This is a genomic window from Streptomyces sp. NPDC037013, assembly GCF_055607265.1.
Genome location: NZ_JBVJRV010000006.1, coordinates 494152 through 509855, shown reverse-complemented (window position 1 = coordinate 509855; position 15704 = coordinate 494152). Strand labels below are relative to the sequence as shown.

17 protein-coding genes are annotated in these 15704 nt (G+C 74.7%); 10 read left to right on the top strand and 7 right to left on the bottom strand.

Annotated elements, in window-relative coordinates:
- Positions 1-319: 319 nt before the first annotated feature.
- Positions 320-652, top strand: coding sequence for a chaplin (locus ACZ7DY_RS24600; RefSeq protein WP_471138426.1), 333 nt, complete (start codon positions 320-322; stop codon positions 650-652).
- Between the two features lie 74 nt (positions 653-726).
- Here the strand turns inward: ACZ7DY_RS24600 and ACZ7DY_RS24595 are convergent, their stop codons facing one another.
- The 7 genes from ACZ7DY_RS24595 to ACZ7DY_RS24565 all read right to left on the bottom strand — a co-directional run bounded on the left by ACZ7DY_RS24595 (position 727) and on the right by ACZ7DY_RS24565 (position 4705).
- Complete coding sequence (locus ACZ7DY_RS24595; RefSeq protein WP_471138424.1) at positions 727-1599, bottom strand: tyrosinase family protein; 873 nt, start codon at positions 1597-1599, stop codon at positions 727-729.
- Positions 1600-1636: 37 nt separating this feature from the next.
- Entirely contained in the window at positions 1637-2098 is a 462-nt protein-coding gene (locus tag ACZ7DY_RS24590) for a tyrosinase family oxidase copper chaperone (protein WP_471138422.1), read from the bottom strand.
- Between the two features lie 41 nt (positions 2099-2139).
- Positions 2140-2352 (bottom strand): hypothetical protein, encoded by a 213-nt coding sequence (locus ACZ7DY_RS24585; RefSeq protein WP_471138421.1) that lies wholly within the window; start codon positions 2350-2352, stop codon positions 2140-2142.
- Positions 2352-2852, bottom strand: a complete 501-nt coding sequence (locus ACZ7DY_RS24580) for a DUF5949 family protein (RefSeq protein ID WP_471138420.1) — start codon at positions 2850-2852, stop codon at positions 2352-2354. Before ACZ7DY_RS24580 ends, ACZ7DY_RS24585 begins: the two co-directional genes overlap by 1 nt.
- A gap of 116 nt (positions 2853-2968) precedes the next feature.
- Positions 2969-3247 carry a hypothetical protein gene (locus ACZ7DY_RS24575; RefSeq protein ID WP_471138702.1) on the bottom strand — a complete coding sequence of 93 codons (279 nt, stop codon included), beginning with the start codon at positions 3245-3247 and terminating at the stop codon, positions 2969-2971.
- A gap of 271 nt (positions 3248-3518) precedes the next feature.
- Positions 3519-4199, bottom strand: a complete 681-nt coding sequence (locus ACZ7DY_RS24570; protein ID WP_471138418.1) for a hypothetical protein — start codon at positions 4197-4199, stop codon at positions 3519-3521.
- A gap of 266 nt (positions 4200-4465) precedes the next feature.
- A complete protein-coding gene (locus ACZ7DY_RS24565; RefSeq protein WP_471138416.1) occupies positions 4466-4705 on the bottom strand; it encodes a chaplin in 240 nt (79 codons plus the stop codon).
- 386 nt (positions 4706-5091) lie between these two features.
- On the opposite strand from ACZ7DY_RS24565, the gene ACZ7DY_RS24560 reads away from it, so the two are divergent.
- Genes ACZ7DY_RS24560 through ACZ7DY_RS24520 form a run of 9 tightly spaced genes read left to right on the top strand, consistent with a single transcriptional unit; the run spans position 5092 to position 15701 of the window.
- Positions 5092-6162, top strand: coding sequence for a DUF3344 domain-containing protein (locus tag ACZ7DY_RS24560; RefSeq protein ID WP_471138414.1), 1071 nt, complete (start codon positions 5092-5094; stop codon positions 6160-6162).
- A 54-nt stretch (positions 6163-6216) separates the two neighbouring features.
- Complete coding sequence (locus ACZ7DY_RS24555; RefSeq protein ID WP_471138412.1) at positions 6217-7350, top strand: glycosyltransferase; 1134 nt, start codon at positions 6217-6219, stop codon at positions 7348-7350.
- Positions 7347-8852, top strand: a complete 1506-nt coding sequence (locus ACZ7DY_RS24550) for a sugar transferase (RefSeq protein ID WP_471138411.1) — start codon at positions 7347-7349, stop codon at positions 8850-8852. Before ACZ7DY_RS24555 ends, ACZ7DY_RS24550 begins: the two co-directional genes overlap by 4 nt.
- Before the next feature lie 3 nt (positions 8853-8855).
- Positions 8856-10286: an O-antigen ligase family protein gene (locus ACZ7DY_RS24545; protein WP_471138409.1), complete on the top strand. Its 1431-nt coding sequence runs from the start codon at positions 8856-8858 to the stop codon at positions 10284-10286.
- Positions 10283-12001, top strand: coding sequence for a lipid II flippase MurJ (locus ACZ7DY_RS24540; protein ID WP_471138408.1), 1719 nt, complete (start codon positions 10283-10285; stop codon positions 11999-12001). The genes ACZ7DY_RS24545 and ACZ7DY_RS24540 overlap by 4 nt, the downstream gene beginning before the upstream one ends.
- Positions 11991-12797 carry a polysaccharide deacetylase family protein gene (locus tag ACZ7DY_RS24535; protein WP_471138407.1) on the top strand — a complete coding sequence of 269 codons (807 nt, stop codon included), beginning with the start codon at positions 11991-11993 and terminating at the stop codon, positions 12795-12797. Before ACZ7DY_RS24540 ends, ACZ7DY_RS24535 begins: the two co-directional genes overlap by 11 nt.
- Positions 12794-13936, top strand: coding sequence for a glycosyltransferase (locus ACZ7DY_RS24530; protein WP_471138405.1), 1143 nt, complete (start codon positions 12794-12796; stop codon positions 13934-13936). The genes ACZ7DY_RS24535 and ACZ7DY_RS24530 overlap by 4 nt, the downstream gene beginning before the upstream one ends.
- Positions 13933-14583 carry a YveK family protein gene (locus ACZ7DY_RS24525; RefSeq protein WP_471138404.1) on the top strand — a complete coding sequence of 217 codons (651 nt, stop codon included), beginning with the start codon at positions 13933-13935 and terminating at the stop codon, positions 14581-14583. Before ACZ7DY_RS24530 ends, ACZ7DY_RS24525 begins: the two co-directional genes overlap by 4 nt.
- Complete coding sequence (locus ACZ7DY_RS24520) at positions 14580-15701, top strand: GNAT family N-acetyltransferase (RefSeq protein ID WP_471138403.1); 1122 nt, start codon at positions 14580-14582, stop codon at positions 15699-15701. Before ACZ7DY_RS24525 ends, ACZ7DY_RS24520 begins: the two co-directional genes overlap by 4 nt.
- Positions 15702-15704 lie beyond the last annotated feature (3 nt).

Sequence of the window (15704 nt, the reverse complement as noted above, 5' to 3'; positions counted from 1 at the left end):
CCTCACTCGGGAAGCGCATTCGTTCCGCCGTGACCGCGGGATACGCCCGGACGGCGGGCGAACACCACTCGTCCGGCCCACGCGTCCCCGTAGCGGCGTGTCACGGGGACGGTGCACGGGCCCGGTCCGCGCACAATGGGCGCCGAATCGAGATGCAGCGTGTTCTCGCCGCACTCCTGCAATCGACCGGACTCCCGAAATCGAAAGTCGACGGCGCCATTCGAACCGACGGACGCCGTGACCTCGCCTTGACGGCGGACGTTAGAAAATACGCGACTGCGTGTAGGCAGCCGCTCTATCCAAGTCAAAGGAGAACGTGATGTCTCGCATCGCGAAGGCAGCCGTCGCAACCCTCGGCACCGGAGTCGTCATCCTCGGTGGCGCCGGAATGGCCGCGGCGGACGCCGGCGCGCAGGGCGGAGCCGCCGGCTCCCCCGGCGTCCTCTCGGGCAACCTCCTCCAGGTCCCGGTGAACGTCCCGATCAACCTGTGCGGCAACACCGTCGACGTCATCGGTCTGCTGAACCCGACCTTCGGCAACAAGTGCGGCAACGTCAGCGACCAGGGCCACCACGGGCACCCCGGTCACCACGGCCACCACGGACACCACGGCCACCCGGGCCACCACGGCGCCCCCGGCTACGGCGGCTGACCGAACCACCACGAAGCCCCCGGCGCGCGTTCCGCCGGGGGCTTCGTCGTGCCCCAGGGGCTTCGCCGTGCCCGCTAACCGCCGTAGGTGTACGTCCCCTTGTGCGAGAGCAGTTCGTCCGGCGCGATGTCCCACGGCGGCATCGGCTCGTGGCGGGCGACGACGCGCCGGTACTGGTCCGAGCCCGGTCCCGGCGGCCGGGCCGGCAGGTAGCGGGCGGAGTCGGGGTGGCGGCGCTGCCAGCGGTCCCACAGCAGGTCCACGAAGGCGTGGTTGAGCCAGAAGACGGGGTCGTTCACCGAGGCCCCGCCCAGCATGTGGCCGCCGACCCAGCGGTGGACGCGGTTGTGGTTGCGCCACCGCTCCTTGCCCCGGGCCGACGTCCAGCCCTCCAGCTTGTTGCGGAACCCCCTGGACGACGTGGAGTCCCAGGGCGCGGCGTCGTAGAGCGGATCGGACAGGGCCCACTCCACGTCGCGGCCGGTCGGCAGGTCGAGGGGGTCGTGCGGACGCCCGAGGTCCCGGGTGAGGAACTCCCCGTCGGTGACGCTCTCCTTGATGGGCCACTGCCCGCTCCGGTGGGCGAAGGGGCCCGTCATGACCTGGTGGTCGGAGCGCCGTCCGTTGCCGCCCATCAGGTCCGCGCCCCACAGGGAGGCGGCCGGGGTGCGGTCCTTCGTCCAGTCCCAGTAGGGGACGGTGACACCGGAGTCGATCCGCTGCAGGGCCCGCTCGAAGTCGAGCAGGAAACGGCGGTGCCAGGGGAAGAACGAGGGCGCCATGTGCGCCACCCGGAGTCTGCGGTCGCCGTCCGACACGTAGAAGTCGATGTGCGTCCGGACGAATTCGTCGTACTCGCCGCGCCGCTTCAGTTTCAGGACCGCGTCGACGAAGCGCCGCCGCTCGGCGCGGCTGAGGCTCCGCTGGTTCCTGCGGGTGTGGGCCATGTCCGTCCCTTTCCGCGCTCGGGGGTGCCCGGCCTGCTCAGTGGGTGAGACCGCTCAGGGCCTGGAGGGGACCGAGTTCGTCGACGGCTCCGCGGGCGGCGGCCAGCGGCGTGTCGTACGACTGGTAGTGGTCCACCATGCTGAGGTAGCCGCCGTCCGCGCGGCGCATGAGGCCGAGCGCCCGCCCGTCGACCGTGACCCGCCAGCCGCCGTGCGCGGACCCCTCGCCGTGGGCCACCGGCTCGCCCCGGATGTGCCGGCCCCGGTACATCTCGTCGAAGGGCGGCTGGTCCGGCCCGGCGAGCGGTCCCGGTACGGGCGGCTCCGGTACGGGTGTCTCCGGTACGGGAAGGCCTTCCGCCGGGCGGCCGGGCAGGGCACGGACGACGCCCGCGGAGGCGAGGACGGCCGCGGCGGCCGTACCGATGAGGTGGCGGCGCGTCACGCGGGCGGACACCCGCGCGACCGCCCCGGCCCCCGCCCCGGTCGACTCACCCATCGTTCTCCCCCTTCAGCTGGTCCAGAACTCCCACCAGCGTGTCAGAACGAGCATGACGACGACGCCCATGTGCAGCGCGGGCGGAGTGCGGCCGGCAGGCCCGCCGCGCCGGTCACCACCAGGAGCGGGCCGAGGAACCGGCCGGCCCGCTGCCCTCGGGGAGCGGCATCGGCGGGCACCGCCGCCGGGCCCGCGCCGGGGCCGCCGACGGCCTGGAGCGGTACCCGGTGCGGCAGTTCGGTGGCGCGGCGCATCAGCGCAGGCTGCGGGCGGGCAGCAGGCAGTGCGCGGCGTTGAGCATGGTCTCCTCGTCACCGGCGAACCCGCTGAGGCGCTCCTCGTCGACGGGCTCGCCCGGCTTCGCCTCCGGCCACGCGCGCGTGGTGGCCATGAAGTACGCGTGGCCACGCTGCTTGACGGCGGCGAGCCACTCCGGCGGCACCTCGCACTGCGCGTTCAGCTGGGGCATGTTGACGACGGCGTGGTCGCCCTCGACGAGCAGGCTCACCGGCAGGGAGGGGTTGCGCGCCCCGTCGAGGAGGGGGCCGCCGACGGGCAGGCCCGCGTTGCCGAGGAGGGTGTGCATCGCCTCGGCCGTGGCCTCGGGGCCGCCTTCGACGTCACCGAGGGAGTAGGCGAGCAGGAACGGCATGTCCTTCTCGTCCTCGGGGTGTTCACCGCTCCAGGCGAGAACAGCCACGGTTCCCAGATCAGTTACTTGGAAGGGGCGCTGTTCGCTGGAAGTTGAGGTCATGGGGGAACCGTATAGACGCCGGGGGCCCGGCCCCGCGCCGTTGTCACCCATGTGGCCCAACCCCGGGCCGTCATCACACGATGGGGTCACCCGGTCGACGGAGCGGGAGAGGGGGCCTACTTGCCGAGCGGGAGGCCGCCGAGCAGCTCGGTGGGGCCGCCCGCGGAGTTCAGGCCGTCGACGGCCTGCTTGACCGTGTTGACGACGGAGTCGGGGTTCTCGGTGTCGAGCATGTTCGTGCTGACCGGCTTGGTGTCGAGCAGGGGCTCACTGGCAAGGCTGTCGAGACCGCCGTTCAGGCTGGTGGGCGTCAGGTCGCCGGCGAACGCGGGCGCGGCGGAACCGGCGATGGCGATCGAACCGGCAAGGACAGCGGCAGCCTTCAGGGCCTTCATCATGTTCCTTTCTTTGGCAACGCGTGTCGCCTTCGGGAGCACCGTTCAGGCATCGATTGCCTGGCGTCTCTCTTCTCCGGGACCAACGAGCGCGGGACGGTACGGAAACTCCTGGCCCGGAAAGTTCCCCCGCCCCCACTCGAATGAAGAGCGCATTCCCATTCTCATATCAACTGGCCTGTTCACCGCGGAGTTTGTCGGGACGACAGAGCCCGCCGGACCGGTTCGAACCGGCCGGGCGGGCGGATGGCTGCGGTCGTCCGCGGCGGGCTCAGGCCGCGGGCGCCTGGGGCAGGGAGCCGGTCGGCAGGTCCGGCGCCTTCGGAGCGGGCAGCTTGGGCAGGCCGGGGAGGTTGGGCGCGGGCAGCCCGCCGCCCAGCACGGTGGCGACGACGGTGTTGACCAGCCCGGTGATGACCGGCGGGACCGCCGCGAGGACGGCCTTGGGGTCACCGGCCGTGGCGGCCTTGAGCAGGGCGTCGACCGCCTTCTGCAGCGCGGCCACGGCGTCCCCCTTGGGGTCGAGCGGCGCTCCGGCGGCGCGCTGGGCGCCCGGCGCGGGCAGCTGCGGCACGGCGGGCAGCTGCGGCGGCGCGGCGGGGTCGGCGGCCGGGTTGGCGGGGGCCTTGACCGGGGGCTTGGCGAGGGCCTCCAGCGCCTTCTTCACCTCTTCGGTGTGCTTCTTGACGTCTTCGGGGGAAAGCTTGTTGTCCTTCGCCTTGAGCACCGCCGTGACCAGGCCCGTGACGGGCGTCAGGACCCCACCGAGGCTGCTGAGCTGCTGGGCCTGGCCCAGCAGGGCGTTCGCGTCGGGGGCCGGCGCGCGGGTGGCGGTCCGGGTCGCGTCGCGGGAGGCGTCGTCCTGGGCGGCGAGGGCCGGACCGGCGGTGCCGAGAAGCAGCGTCGCGCACAGGGCGGTGGTGGTGAGACGCCGTACGGGCAGAGCGCGCATAGATGGTTCCCTTTCGGTGATCGTCGGATCTTGTGATCACCGTGGGATCGGGCCGGGTCCGCCGCAACCGAGCGCCCGCCCGACGTACCGGCCGTTCCTTCCCCGGGAGGGCATCCGCGCAGGTGAGAACCGAAGGTGACGGACAGTCGGCAGTCGGTGGACCGGCCCCCATTCGGGGCACGGCCCGCGTGGTGTGACGGCCGGGCCGCCACGCGAAGCGGCCGCCCCCGCGATCACGGGGGCGGCCGTTCAGGTCAGACGGTGCGTCAGTCGTTGGCGCACTGGTTGCCGAAGGCCGGGTTCAGCAGACCGATGACGTTGACGCTGTTGCCGCACACGTTGACGGGGATGTGGACCGGCACCTGCGCGGCGTTGCCCGAGATGACGCCGGGGGAGTTGGTGGCGGCACCCTGCGCGCCGCTGTCGGCGGCAGCGGCACCCGCGGATCCGGCCACGGCTGCGGCGGCGACGGCGGACAGGGCAAGAGCCTTGGTGGTACGCGACATGGAGTGCTGCTCCTTGATGATGTTGCCAGGGACGGGAGGGATACCCGTCTGGAGGGATCAACTGCTGACCGGCTCGGCGAGTTGTGCGCCCAGACGGGTGATGCTGCGCGCGAACCGTTGCGGCGGCGGCGCCCCGTTCCGCCGTATTGGTGGGGTGCTCCGTCCGCTCCGGCGCGCCGTGGGACGTGTGCGTGGTCGCCCGTCTGCCACGCCCTTCACCAATCCGACACACGCCCCGAGGTTGACGGCCCCACCCGTTTCAGGAGCTACAGTTGCCCTTCCGTTCAGGGCATTCCACTCATACGCGTTCAGATTCGTTCAAATCCCGCGAATCCTCTATCTCCGCTGTGGTCAGCGTCTCCACACTTCGGAAGGCCAACGCCGTCATGCGTCACTCCCCGGGCCTGCGTCGCGTGTTCGTCATCCCTCTCGCGCTCGCCGCCTGCCTCGCGGCGAACGGGACCGGCTCGGCCGCCCCGCCCGGCGAGAAGGCGCGGATGGACTTCGCACAGAGGTACAGAGCGCTGCAGCACGGCGGGATCGTCAGGGCCGCCAACTCCGCGGTCGTCTGCCCCCGTACGACGGTCTCCTGCGACGGCGGGCGGGGCGGCCGGGCAGCCGCCAACCAGGACTTCGCCTTGCTCTACGCCGACGTCGACGACGACCCGAACACCTACAACTCCAGTACGGCGGAGGTCCGTCTGCCACCGGGCTCGCGCGTCTCCTACGCCCGCCTGTACTGGGGCGGCAACCTCAGGGCCGGCGAGCAGAAGCCGCCCCGTGACAACGGACGGGTGCTGATCGCCGAACCGGGCGGCCGCTACAAGCCGGTCGTCGCCGACACGCCGGTGGGCCACCGCGTCGCCGCCGGCGCCGACGCCTACCAGGCCTCGGCCGACGTCACCGGACTGGTGCGCTCGGCGGGGGCGGGCCCGTACACGGTGGCCCAGGTCAACGTCGCCAAGGGGAGATCGCGGGCCGGTGCCTGGGGCGGCTGGAGCCTGGTGGTGGCCTACGAGAACGCGGCGGAGCCGCTGCGCGCGCTGGCCGTCTGGGACGGCTTCGACGCGCTCGGCAAGAGCGGACGCCCGCACGCGGTACGGCTGCGCGGGGTGCCCGCCCCGGCGGCCGGCGGCGGCACCGTCGGCGTGGTGGCCTACGACGGCGACCGCGGGCGGCGCGGCGACCGGGTGGGCGTGTCGGCCGGGCGCGGCCGGAGCGTGCCGCTGTGGGACGGCGCCAACCCGGCCGACGACGTCCTCAACTCGACCATCAGCGGGCCCGGCCTGCCGATCCGCAGGACGCCCGCGTACGCCGACACGCTGGGGTACGACTCCGACGTCTTCGCGCTGCCCGGACGCCGGGGCAGGCCGGGCGGCGACCTGACGGTCCACCTCTCGTCGCGGGAGACGGCCTGGGCCGGCGTGGTCTTCGCCGCCGTCGACGCACGGCGCTGACCCGCACCGCTTCCGCCCCGGCTCCACGTTGCCACTGACTCAAGGGAGTCGCGCATGCCTCTGCCTTCAGCACCCACTCCCCCGCGGGTCCTGCACGTCAGCCAGCCCGTGGACGGCGGCGTGGCACGGGTCGTCGTCGACCTGGTCACCGCGCAGGCCGCGGCCGGCACGGACGTCCACGTGGCCTGCCCGCAAGACGGCTTCCTGCCCCGGGCGCTCGACGCCCTCGGCGTACGCGTCCACCCCTGGGCGGCCACCCGCTCCCCAGGGCCCGGACTCGGCGCCGAGACAAGGGAGTTGCGGCGCGTCGTCGACGCGGTCCGCCCCACCCTCGTCCACGCGCACAGCGCCAAGGCGGGCCTCGCCGTGCGTCTCGCGCTGCGCGGCACCGTCCCCACCGTGTTCCAGCCGCACGCCTGGTCCTTCGAGGCGGTCGGCGGCGTCACCGCCCTGCTTGCCCGGCTCTGGGAGCGGCGCGCGGCGCGCTGGACGGCGCGCACCGTCTGCGTCAGCGAGGCCGAGCGGGTCACCGGGCGGCGGGCCGGTGTCACCGGTGCCTGCTCGGTGATCCCCAACGGCGTCGACACCGGCCGGTTCGCGCCCGCCGGCGGGGCGCCCGACACCCGGGTGCCGCTGGTGGTGTGCGTCGGCAGGCTCTGCCGTCAGAAAGGGCAGGACGTCCTGTTGCGGGCCTGGCCCGCGGTGGCCGCCCGGGTGCCCGAGGCGCGCCTGATCCTCGTCGGGGACGGCCCGGAGGCCGACCGGCTGCGCGTCCGGGCCGGTCCGCGGGTCGCCTTCGCCGGTGAGGCGGCCGACGCGGCCCCCTGGTACCGGGCGGCCGACGTGGTGGTCCTGCCCTCCCGCTGGGAGGGGATGGCGCTGGCCCCGCTGGAGGCCATGGCCTGCGGGCGGCCGGTCGTGGTCACCGATGTGGACGGGGCGCGGGAGAGCCTGCCGCCGGCCGCCCGCGGCCACGCCCTCGTACCGCCGGAGGACCCCGAGGCACTGGCCCGGGCCCTGATCGAGCTGTTGCGGGACGCGGAACTGCGGGAGGCGTTGGGGCGGCGGGGCCGTCAGCACGTACTGGACCACCACGACGCGCGGCACACCGCGGCCGCCATCGACGCGGTGTACGGCGAGCTTCTGGGCACGGCGCCCACCGGATACAGGGAGTGCACCACCTCGTGAGTGCGGAACGGACCGTTGCCTCCTCGTCGGGTCAGTCACGGCAGGACACCCAGGCCCCGCCCGGGACCTTCGTCGTCGCGCCACGCGACGCCATGGGCCGGCGGGCCGGGGCGTCGCGGCGGACGCCCGCCCGCCGACGGCGTTCGGCCGCCGCCCTGGTGGCCGTCGACTGCGCCGCCGCCCTGCTCGGCGTGGTGCTCCTGACCGAGCCGCGCCAGCAGGCCGTCCTGGCGCCCCTGTTGGTGGCGGCCGTGCTGCTGCTGAACGCGCAGGGCCGCCTGTACGCGTACGCCGCGCTGCCCGACACCCTCGGGCAGCTGCCCGCGCTCGCCGGGCGGATCGCGCTCGCCTGGTCGGTCACGGCGGTCCTCGCCCCCGCGCTGCCGTCCGGGCGGCCGCCCGTGCCGGAGACGCTCGCCGGCGCGGCCGCCCTGCACCTGCTGTGCGGTTTCACGGGACGTGCCCTGGTCCACTGGCAGCGGCGGGCCGAGACCGTGCGCAGGCCGCGTCCGGTGCTCCTGGTCGGTCCGGGCGGGCCGGCGCGCGGGGTGGCCGCCGCGCTGCTGCGGCGGCCGGGCTGCGGGCTGCGGCCCGTCGGCATCGTGGGCGAGCCGGGCGGGCCCAAGGAGGACACCGGAGGTGCGGGGACCGCTGACGGGACGTCAGGACCCTTGCCGGAGCTGCCGGTTCTGGTCAGCGAGGACGAGCTGCACCGGGCGGTGATCCAGAACGACGTCCGCGCGGTGTTCCTGCTCACCGACCGCGGCCCCGGGTTCGCCGGCTGGCTGCCCGCGCTGAGCGGCCTCGGCTGCGATCTGTGGGAGCTCGAACCGCGCTGCCCGGACGTGGCGCCCGCGCCGGGCGGCCCCCGCCAGTACGTGGCCGGATTCTCCTGCCGGCCCCTGACGCCCACCAGGCCCCGCAGGACCGGCGTCGGCAAGAGACTCCTCGACATCGCGGTCTCCGGCGTCCTGCTGCTGGCGACCGCGCCGGTACTGGCCGCCTGCGCCCTGGTGCTGCGTGCCACCGAGGGGCCCGGCGTGATCTTCCGGCAGGAACGCGTGGGCAAGGACGGGCGGTTGTTCACCCTGCTGAAGTTCCGAACCCACCGGCCCGCCGACCCGCAGGAGGCCGCGACCCGGTGGAGCGTCGCCGACGAGCACCGGATCAGCCCGTTCTGCCGGTTCCTGCGGGGCACCTCGCTGGACGAGCTGCCCCAGCTGTGGAACGTACTGCGCGGCGACATAAGCCTCGTCGGCCCGCGGCCCGAACGGCCCTTCTTCGTCGCGCAATTCAGCCAGACCTACCCCCACTACGCCCAGCGGCACCGGATGCCGACCGGCATCACCGGCCTGGCCCAGATCCACGGCCTGCGCGGGGACACCTCGATCGAGGACCGGTGCCGCTTCGACAACGCCTACATCGACAGCTGGTCGTTCTGGCAGGACCTGTGCATCCTGCTGCGCACCCTGGGCTGCCTCGTACGCCGCACGGGGAGCTGAGCCGTGACCCACATCCCGTCCCCCGCCCTCTCCGGGACGCGCCCCCTGCCGGTGGCGGCGCGCGGCTCCCGCGCGCACGACGCCGTCTCCGCCGCGCTGCGCACCTACGCGCCGGTGCTCCCGGTGGTGCTCGTGGTCGCGCTGCTCGTGCTGCCCGCGCCCGCCGAGGGCGCGGCGTCCGGCGGCGGCACCGGGACCGTGGCCGACGCGGTCTCCGCCCTCGTCGTCGGCTATTGCGTCGTACGGGCCGTACGGTCCCGACAGCGGCCGCTGACCCGCACCGCCGCGGCGGTCCTGTGCATGCCGGTCGTCGGCGTCACCGTGGCCGCCTTCGGCGCGGCGTCCGCCGCGACCGGCGTCGCCGGGGCCGCCCGCTACCTGCAGATCTTCGTGCTGGTGCCGGGCGCGGTGCTCTGCCTGATCCGCACCGCGGCCCACTTCCGCCTCCTCGCCTGGTCGTTCGTGGCCCTCGGCCTCTGGCAGGGCGTCATCGGCGTCCACCAGAACCTCACCGGCACCGGCGCCTCGTACATGGGCGAGGACATCCGCGCGGTCGGCACGTTCGGCTCCACGGACGTCATGGGGATGGCCACGGTCGTCTCGTACGGGCTCGTCTGCGCGCTGGGACTCGCGTTCCGTCCCGGCGCGCCGCGGCAGCGGGCCGCCGCGGTGGTCTGCGCGGGCCTGCTGACCGTGCCGCTCGCCCTCTCCTTCAGCCGCGGGGCGTGGATCGCGACGGCGGCCGCGTGCGCGGCGGTGCTGCTGCTCGCCGGGGTGCGCAGGGCGCTCCGGGTCCTGCTGGCCGGGGCCGCCGCCGCCGTGGTTCTGGTGGCGGGGCTCGGCGTCGGCTCCACGATGCTCCAGGAACGCCTCAGCAGCATCACCCAGGTCACGGGGGCACCCGACCAGTCCGTCACCGACCGCTACACGATGTGGGCCGCGTCGGCCGACATGTGGCGCGGCCACCCGGTCACCGGGGTGGGTCTGAAAGGCTTCCCCGACCACCGCGACAGCCACGCCTCGCTGGCCCTGTCCTCCGGCAGCGACACGGCGGGCGCCGGCAGCGGCTTCGTGCGCCAGCCGCTGCTCTCCCCGCACAACATGTACCTGCTCGTCCTCAGCGAGCAGGGGCTGCTCGGCCTCACCGCGCTGGCCGGGGGGTGGGCGGTGCTCGTGGTGTGCGCGGTGCGCCGCTGGAACCGGCAGCGCCCCCGCCGGAACGGTCCCGGGGGCCCCGAGCCCGACTGCGCGCTGGTCGCCTGCGGGCTGCTGATCTGGCAGTTGATCGACTTCATGTACGCCGACATCGGCGGTCCGTCCACCGTCCTGACCGCGGTCGGCCTCGGCCTCGCGGCCTGGTGGGCGGTGGGCTCACGGGACGGGGCGGCTGGGGCGGTCGGGTCGGCCGGGGCTGCGGGGGCGGTCGCGCGATGACGGCGGTACGTCCAGAGGTTCCGGACGCGGGCCCGGTCGCGGACGCGTCGCCGGGCCTGCCTGCCCCCGTCACCTCTCCCGGGCCGCACGGCGAAGGCTCCGGTGATGGCTCCGGCGCCGGTAAGGGAGGCGGCGGGTCCTTTCTCGCCAAGGCCGCGCTGGTCACCGTCCTCCTCTCCGTCGCCGGTTCGCTCCTGGGGCTCGTACGCGACCAGGCGCTCGCGCACTTCTTCGGCGCGGGCACCGACACCGACGCGTTCCTGGTGGCGTGGACGATCCCCGAACTGGCCGCGACCCTGCTCATCGAGGACGGCCTCGCCTTCTTCCTCGTACCCGCGTTCAGCCTGGCCCTCTCGCGCCGCGCGGCCCTCCCGGACGCCCCGGAGGCCCGCCTCGACCCGGTCCACGAGTTCGTGCGGGCCTCCCTGCCGCGCATGGCGATGTGGTTCACGGGGACGTGCGTGCTGCTCATCGCGGCGGCGCCCTACCTGGTCGCGGTGCTCGCCCCCGGCCTGCCCGACCCGCGGCCCGCCGTCGACTGCACGCGGCTGACCGCCACCTGCGCCCTGACCTTCGGCCTGGCCGGCTACTGCAGCGCGGCGCTGCGGGCGCACCAGCGGTTCGTCGCGCCCGCCGCGGTCTACGTCGCGTACAACGCGGCGATCATCGCCGCCCTGTTCGCGCTGGCGGCGCCCTTAGGGGTACGGGCCGCGGCGGCCGGTGTCGCGGTGGGGGGCGTCCTCATGGTCGCCGTCCAGGCGCCCTCGCTGTGGCGGCGGCTGCGGGCCGCGCCGACGCCCGGACCGGCGCGCACGCCGGAGGCGGGGGCCGAGAACACGCGGGGGCCGGAGCGGGCCCTGCCGACGACCATCATCTGGACCGTGCTGCTCTTCGCGCTGTTCCGGCAGTCGCAGGTCCTCATCGAGCGGTTCCTCGCCTCGTCGCTGCCGGCCGGGGCCATCTCGCACCTGAACTACGCGCAGAAGGTCGCGCAGATGCCGATGGCCCTCTCCCTCATGCTCTGCACCGTCACCTTCCCCGTGGTCGCCCGCGCCCTCGCCGACGGCGACACCGAACGCGCCCGCGACCGCGTCGAACGCGACCTCGTCCTGGCCGGCTGCATGGTGCTGCTCGGCGCGGCCGCGGTCATCGCCGCCGCTCCGCCCCTCATCGAACTGCTCTTCCAGCGCGGCGCCTTCACCGCCAGGGACACCGCCGCGACCGCGTCGGTCATGCGCGTCTACGCGCTCGGCCTGCTCGGGCACACCCTGGTCGGCGCGCTCGCGCGGGCGCACTTCTCCGTCGCGCGGACCACCTGGATCCCGTTCCGCGCGATGTTCATCGGCGTCGTCACCACCGCGGGCCTCGGCTTCCTGACCGTCGGCACGTGGGGCGTCCGCGGGATCGCCGGCGCCAACGCGGCCGGCATCTGCGTCACCGCGCTGCTCCTGCTGCGCGCCATGGGCCCGCGCACCGTGGCGATCAGGACGCGTGCCGTCGTCGGCCGCCTCGCCCGTCTCGCGCTCGCCGCCGCCGGTTCCGCGGTGCTCGGCGCCCTCTGCGCGCAGCGGGTCGACCGGCCCGTCCTCGCCGTCCTCGCGAGCTTCACGACGGTGACCGTCTCCTTCGCGCTCCTGGGCCTGCTCCTGGGGGCGCGGTCCCGGGCGTCGTCCGCCCTCCGCTCCGTGACCGGAAAGCTGCGTCATGTCCGTTGACCTCACCCCGCCCACCCCGCCCACCGGCCCCGCCTCCGCCGGTACGGAGCCGTTCCTGCGGTCCCGGCCGCCCCGCACCCCGGCGTGGGTGGCGATGTACCACTCCGTCGCCGACCCCGCCGACGACCCGTACGAGATCACCGTGGCGCCCGAGCGGCTCGCCGCGCAGCTGCGCTGGATGCGGCGCAACGGGCTGCGCGGCGTCTCCATGAAGTACCTCCTTGAGGCGTGCGCGCAGGGGCAGCAGCACAACCTCGTCGGCCTCACCTTCGACGACGGCTACCGCGACTTCGCCGACCACGCGCTGCCGCTGCTGCGCCAGTACGACTGCACCGCCACCGTGTTCGTGCTGCCGGGCAGGCTCGACGGCGACAACGCCTGGGACCCGCTCGGCCCCCGCAAACCGCTCCTCGGCGCCGAGGGCATCCGGCACGCCGCCGAGAGCGGCATGGAGATCGCCTCGCACGGCATGACCCACACCGACCTGACCGGGGCCGACGACCGGCAGCTGCGCCGCGAGGTCGGCGGCAGCCGGGCCGCGCTGTACGAGCTGACCGGCTGTGAGGTGCAGGGGTTCTGCTACCCCTACGGCCACGTCGACGAGCGCGTCGCGGCCGCCGTGCGCGAGGCCGGCTACCGCTACGCCTGCGCCATCGCGCCGGGCCCCCTCGCCGGCCCCTTCGCCCTGCCCCGCGTCCACATCGGCCAGGGCGACACGGCCTGGCGCATGCGCCTGAAGCTGCGCACCAACCGGCTCAGGCGCCGCACGCTGGGCCCATCGGCGGTGCCGCGGTGAAAGTCCTGCACATCATCACCGGCCTGGGCGTGGGCGGCGCCGAGCAGCAACTGCGGCTGCTCCTGCGCCACTTGCCGACGCCCTGCGACGTGGTGGCGCTCACCGACGCGGGCGCCGTGGCGGCGGGGATCGCGGCCGACGGGACCCGCGTGACGGACCTCGCCATGTCCGGCAACCGCGACCTGGCGGTGCTGCCGCGCCTGGTCAGGCTCATCCGGGCGGGCCGCTACGACGTGGTGCACACCCACCTCTACCGGGCCTGCCTGTACGGGCGGATCGCGGCCCGGCTCGCGGGGGTGCGCGCGGTGGTGGCGACCGAACACTCCCTGGGCGACACGCAGATGGAGGGCAGGCCGCTGACGGCCGGGGTGCGCGCGCTGTACCTGGCCGGGGAGCGGCTCGGCCGGATGACGGTCGCGGTCTCCCCCGCCGTCGGGGCCCGGCTGCACCGGTGGGGTGTGCCGCGCCGCCGCATCCGGGTGGTGCCGAACGGCATCGAGGTGGACCGCTTCCGGTTCGACCCGGCGGCCCGGGCCCGCACCCGCACTCGACTGGGCCTGCCGGAGGGGGCGTTCGTCGTCGGCGGGGTGGGCCGGCTCGCCGCGGGCAAGCGGTTCGACGTCCTGCTGCACGCCGCCGCGCTGCTGCCCGACGACGTCGTCGTCCTGCTGGTGGGCGGCGGCGCCGAAGAGCCCGCCCTGCGCCGCCTCGCCCAGCGGCTCGGCATCTCCGGCAGGGTGCGGTTCGCCGGTGAGGCCGCCCACGAGAGCGGCGGCGCGGACGGCGTGCCGGACCTGCCCTCGCTGCTCTGCGCCATGGACGCCCTCGCCTCCCCCTCGCCGGAGGAGGCCTTCGGCCTGGCCCTCGTGGAGGGGCTCGCCTGCGGGCTGCCCGTCCTGTACGCGTCCTGCCCCGCCCTGGAGAGCCTCGGCGCGGGCGAGCGGGCCGGTGCCGCGTACTGCCCGAGCGACCCGGACTCCTTCGCGCGGGCCCTCGACGGCCTGCGCGGCGACGTACCGCCGCACCGGTCGGCACCCGCCGCGGTGCGCCACTACAGCATCACCCGAAGCGCCGAGCAGCTGATGGGCGTCTACGCGTCCCTGGTGCCCGGCCCGACCCCGGAGGTGAACCCTCGATGAGCGACTCCGTCAACGAGCGCCCGCGCGTCGCCGCCCTGCGAGCCCGGCTCGTACGGCTGCCCCGCTGGTGGGCCCTGCCCGCCTGCGCGCTGCTCGGGGTGGTGGCGGGCGCCGGGTACGGCGCGCTGCAGACCCCGCGGTACACGGCGACGAGTTACGTCGTCGCCGTCCCGCAGGAGAAGGCGGACCCGGCGACGGCGCTGGGGTTCGCCCAGGCGTACGGCCGGGTCGCCACGCAGCTCGCGGTGGTGGGCGACGCCCAGGTGGCGGCGGGCATGTCGCCCGCGGAGCTGCAGGAGAGCGTGAAGGTGGTCACCTCCCCCGACGCCCCGATGATCGCGGTCTCCGCGACGACCACCAAGCCGTCGTCCGCGGCCCTCACCGCCAACGCGGTGGCCCGCTCGCTGGCCACCGGCGCCAACCACTCCAAGGACAGCACGCGGGTGAAACTCCTCGCGTTCTCCCGCGCCCTGGAGCCGAACGCCCCCTCCACGCTCTCCACCGGCGTGACCTCCCTGGTCGGCGGCTGCGCCGGAGGCCTGCTCGGCGGTCTCGCCCTGCTGGTCCGCCCCCGCCCGCGCCCCGAGACGGCGGCCGGAGCCTCCGTCCCAGGGCCCGCGTCGGCCCTGGTGAGGAGCGCCCCGTGAGTGCGGGGCCGGACAACCGGCCGAAGGCCGAACTCTGTGTGGACGACGAGGAGTTCGAGGCGCTGGCCGAGGCGTGGGGGCGGCTGCACCGGGCGTGCGCGGCGGCGACCCCGTTCCAGAGCCACGCCTGGCTGTCGTCCTGGTGGCGGTCGTACGGGCGGCCGGGGCGGCTGCGGGTGATCCTGGTCCACGACGGCGGCCGGCTGATCGCGGCGGCGCCGCTGATGCGGGTGGACCGGCCGCTTCCCGCGCTGAAGCCGCTCGGCGGCGCGATCTCCGACTTCACCGACGTCCTGCTGGACGACGCGTACCGCGAGACGGGCGCGGAGGCGCTGCTCTGCGGCATGTACGCGCTGGCCAGGACCGCGCTGATCGACTTCGGTGAGGTCCGGCCCGGCGCGTGCCTGGAGAGCCTCTACGAGCGGTGGCCGGGGCCGCGCCGCACGCTGGCGGACTCCGCCTGCCTGGAGTTGCCCCCGCTGCCGATGGACGAGCTGCTCAAACGGCTTCCGGCGCCGCGGGCCCAGCGCACCCGGGCCAAGATGCGCAAGCTGGCGGCGCTGGGCGTGGAGAGCCGGGTGGTGCCCGTGGAGGAGGTGGAGACGTCGCTGCGGACGCTGCTGCGGCTGCACCAGTTGCAGTGGCAGGGGCGCAAGGTGACCACCGAGCACCTCCGGCCGCGCTTCCACGAGCACCTGCTGCGCTCCATGCGTCCGATGGTCGCGGCGGGCGAGGCGGTGGTGACCGAGTTCCGGCTGGACGGCGAGGTGCTGGCCGCCGATCTGACGCTGCTCTCGGGCACGCTGGCGGGCGGCTATCTGTACGGCGCCCACCCCCGGCTCAGGGAGCGCAAGGTGGACGTCGCCACGATGCTCCTTGACGCCTGCACCCGGCACACCGGCGGTGAACATCCGCGCGCGCTGAGCCTGTTGCGCGGCGACGAGCCGTACAAGCACCACTGGCGGCCGGAGCCGGTCCGCAACCGGCGGTTCCTGCTCGCCCGCAAACGCACCGCGCCGCTGGTGTGCGCGGTCTCCTGGGGTGTCGCGGGACGGGAGTGGGCCAAGGTCCGGCTGCGGGAGCGCGCCGCCCGGCGCGGCGGCGGGACCCCCTCGTGAGGG

Bases quoted from the DNA above. Each gene is read 5' to 3' on its own strand.
- ACZ7DY_RS24600 (WP_471138426.1), top strand. From the start codon at position 320: ATGTCTCGCATCGCGAAGGCAGCCGTCGCAACCCTCGGCACCGGAGTC.
- ACZ7DY_RS24595 (WP_471138424.1), bottom strand. From the start codon at position 1,599: ATGGCCCACACCCGCAGGAACCAGCGGAGCCTCAGCCGCGCCGAGCGG.
- ACZ7DY_RS24590 (WP_471138422.1), bottom strand. From the start codon at position 2,098: ATGGGTGAGTCGACCGGGGCGGGGGCCGGGGCGGTCGCGCGGGTGTCC.
- ACZ7DY_RS24585 (WP_471138421.1), bottom strand. From the start codon at position 2,352: ATGCGCCGCGCCACCGAACTGCCGCACCGGGTACCGCTCCAGGCCGTC.
- ACZ7DY_RS24580 (WP_471138420.1), bottom strand. From the start codon at position 2,852: ATGACCTCAACTTCCAGCGAACAGCGCCCCTTCCAAGTAACTGATCTG.
- ACZ7DY_RS24575 (WP_471138702.1), bottom strand. From the start codon at position 3,247: ATGAAGGCCCTGAAGGCTGCCGCTGTCCTTGCCGGTTCGATCGCCATC.
- ACZ7DY_RS24570 (WP_471138418.1), bottom strand. From the start codon at position 4,199: ATGCGCGCTCTGCCCGTACGGCGTCTCACCACCACCGCCCTGTGCGCG.
- ACZ7DY_RS24565 (WP_471138416.1), bottom strand. From the start codon at position 4,705: ATGTCGCGTACCACCAAGGCTCTTGCCCTGTCCGCCGTCGCCGCCGCA.
- ACZ7DY_RS24560 (WP_471138414.1), top strand. From the start codon at position 5,092: ATGCGTCACTCCCCGGGCCTGCGTCGCGTGTTCGTCATCCCTCTCGCG.
- ACZ7DY_RS24555 (WP_471138412.1), top strand. From the start codon at position 6,217: ATGCCTCTGCCTTCAGCACCCACTCCCCCGCGGGTCCTGCACGTCAGC.
- ACZ7DY_RS24540 (WP_471138408.1), top strand. From the start codon at position 10,283: ATGACGGCGGTACGTCCAGAGGTTCCGGACGCGGGCCCGGTCGCGGAC.
- ACZ7DY_RS24535 (WP_471138407.1), top strand. From the start codon at position 11,991: ATGTCCGTTGACCTCACCCCGCCCACCCCGCCCACCGGCCCCGCCTCC.
- ACZ7DY_RS24525 (WP_471138404.1), top strand. From the start codon at position 13,933: ATGAGCGACTCCGTCAACGAGCGCCCGCGCGTCGCCGCCCTGCGAGCC.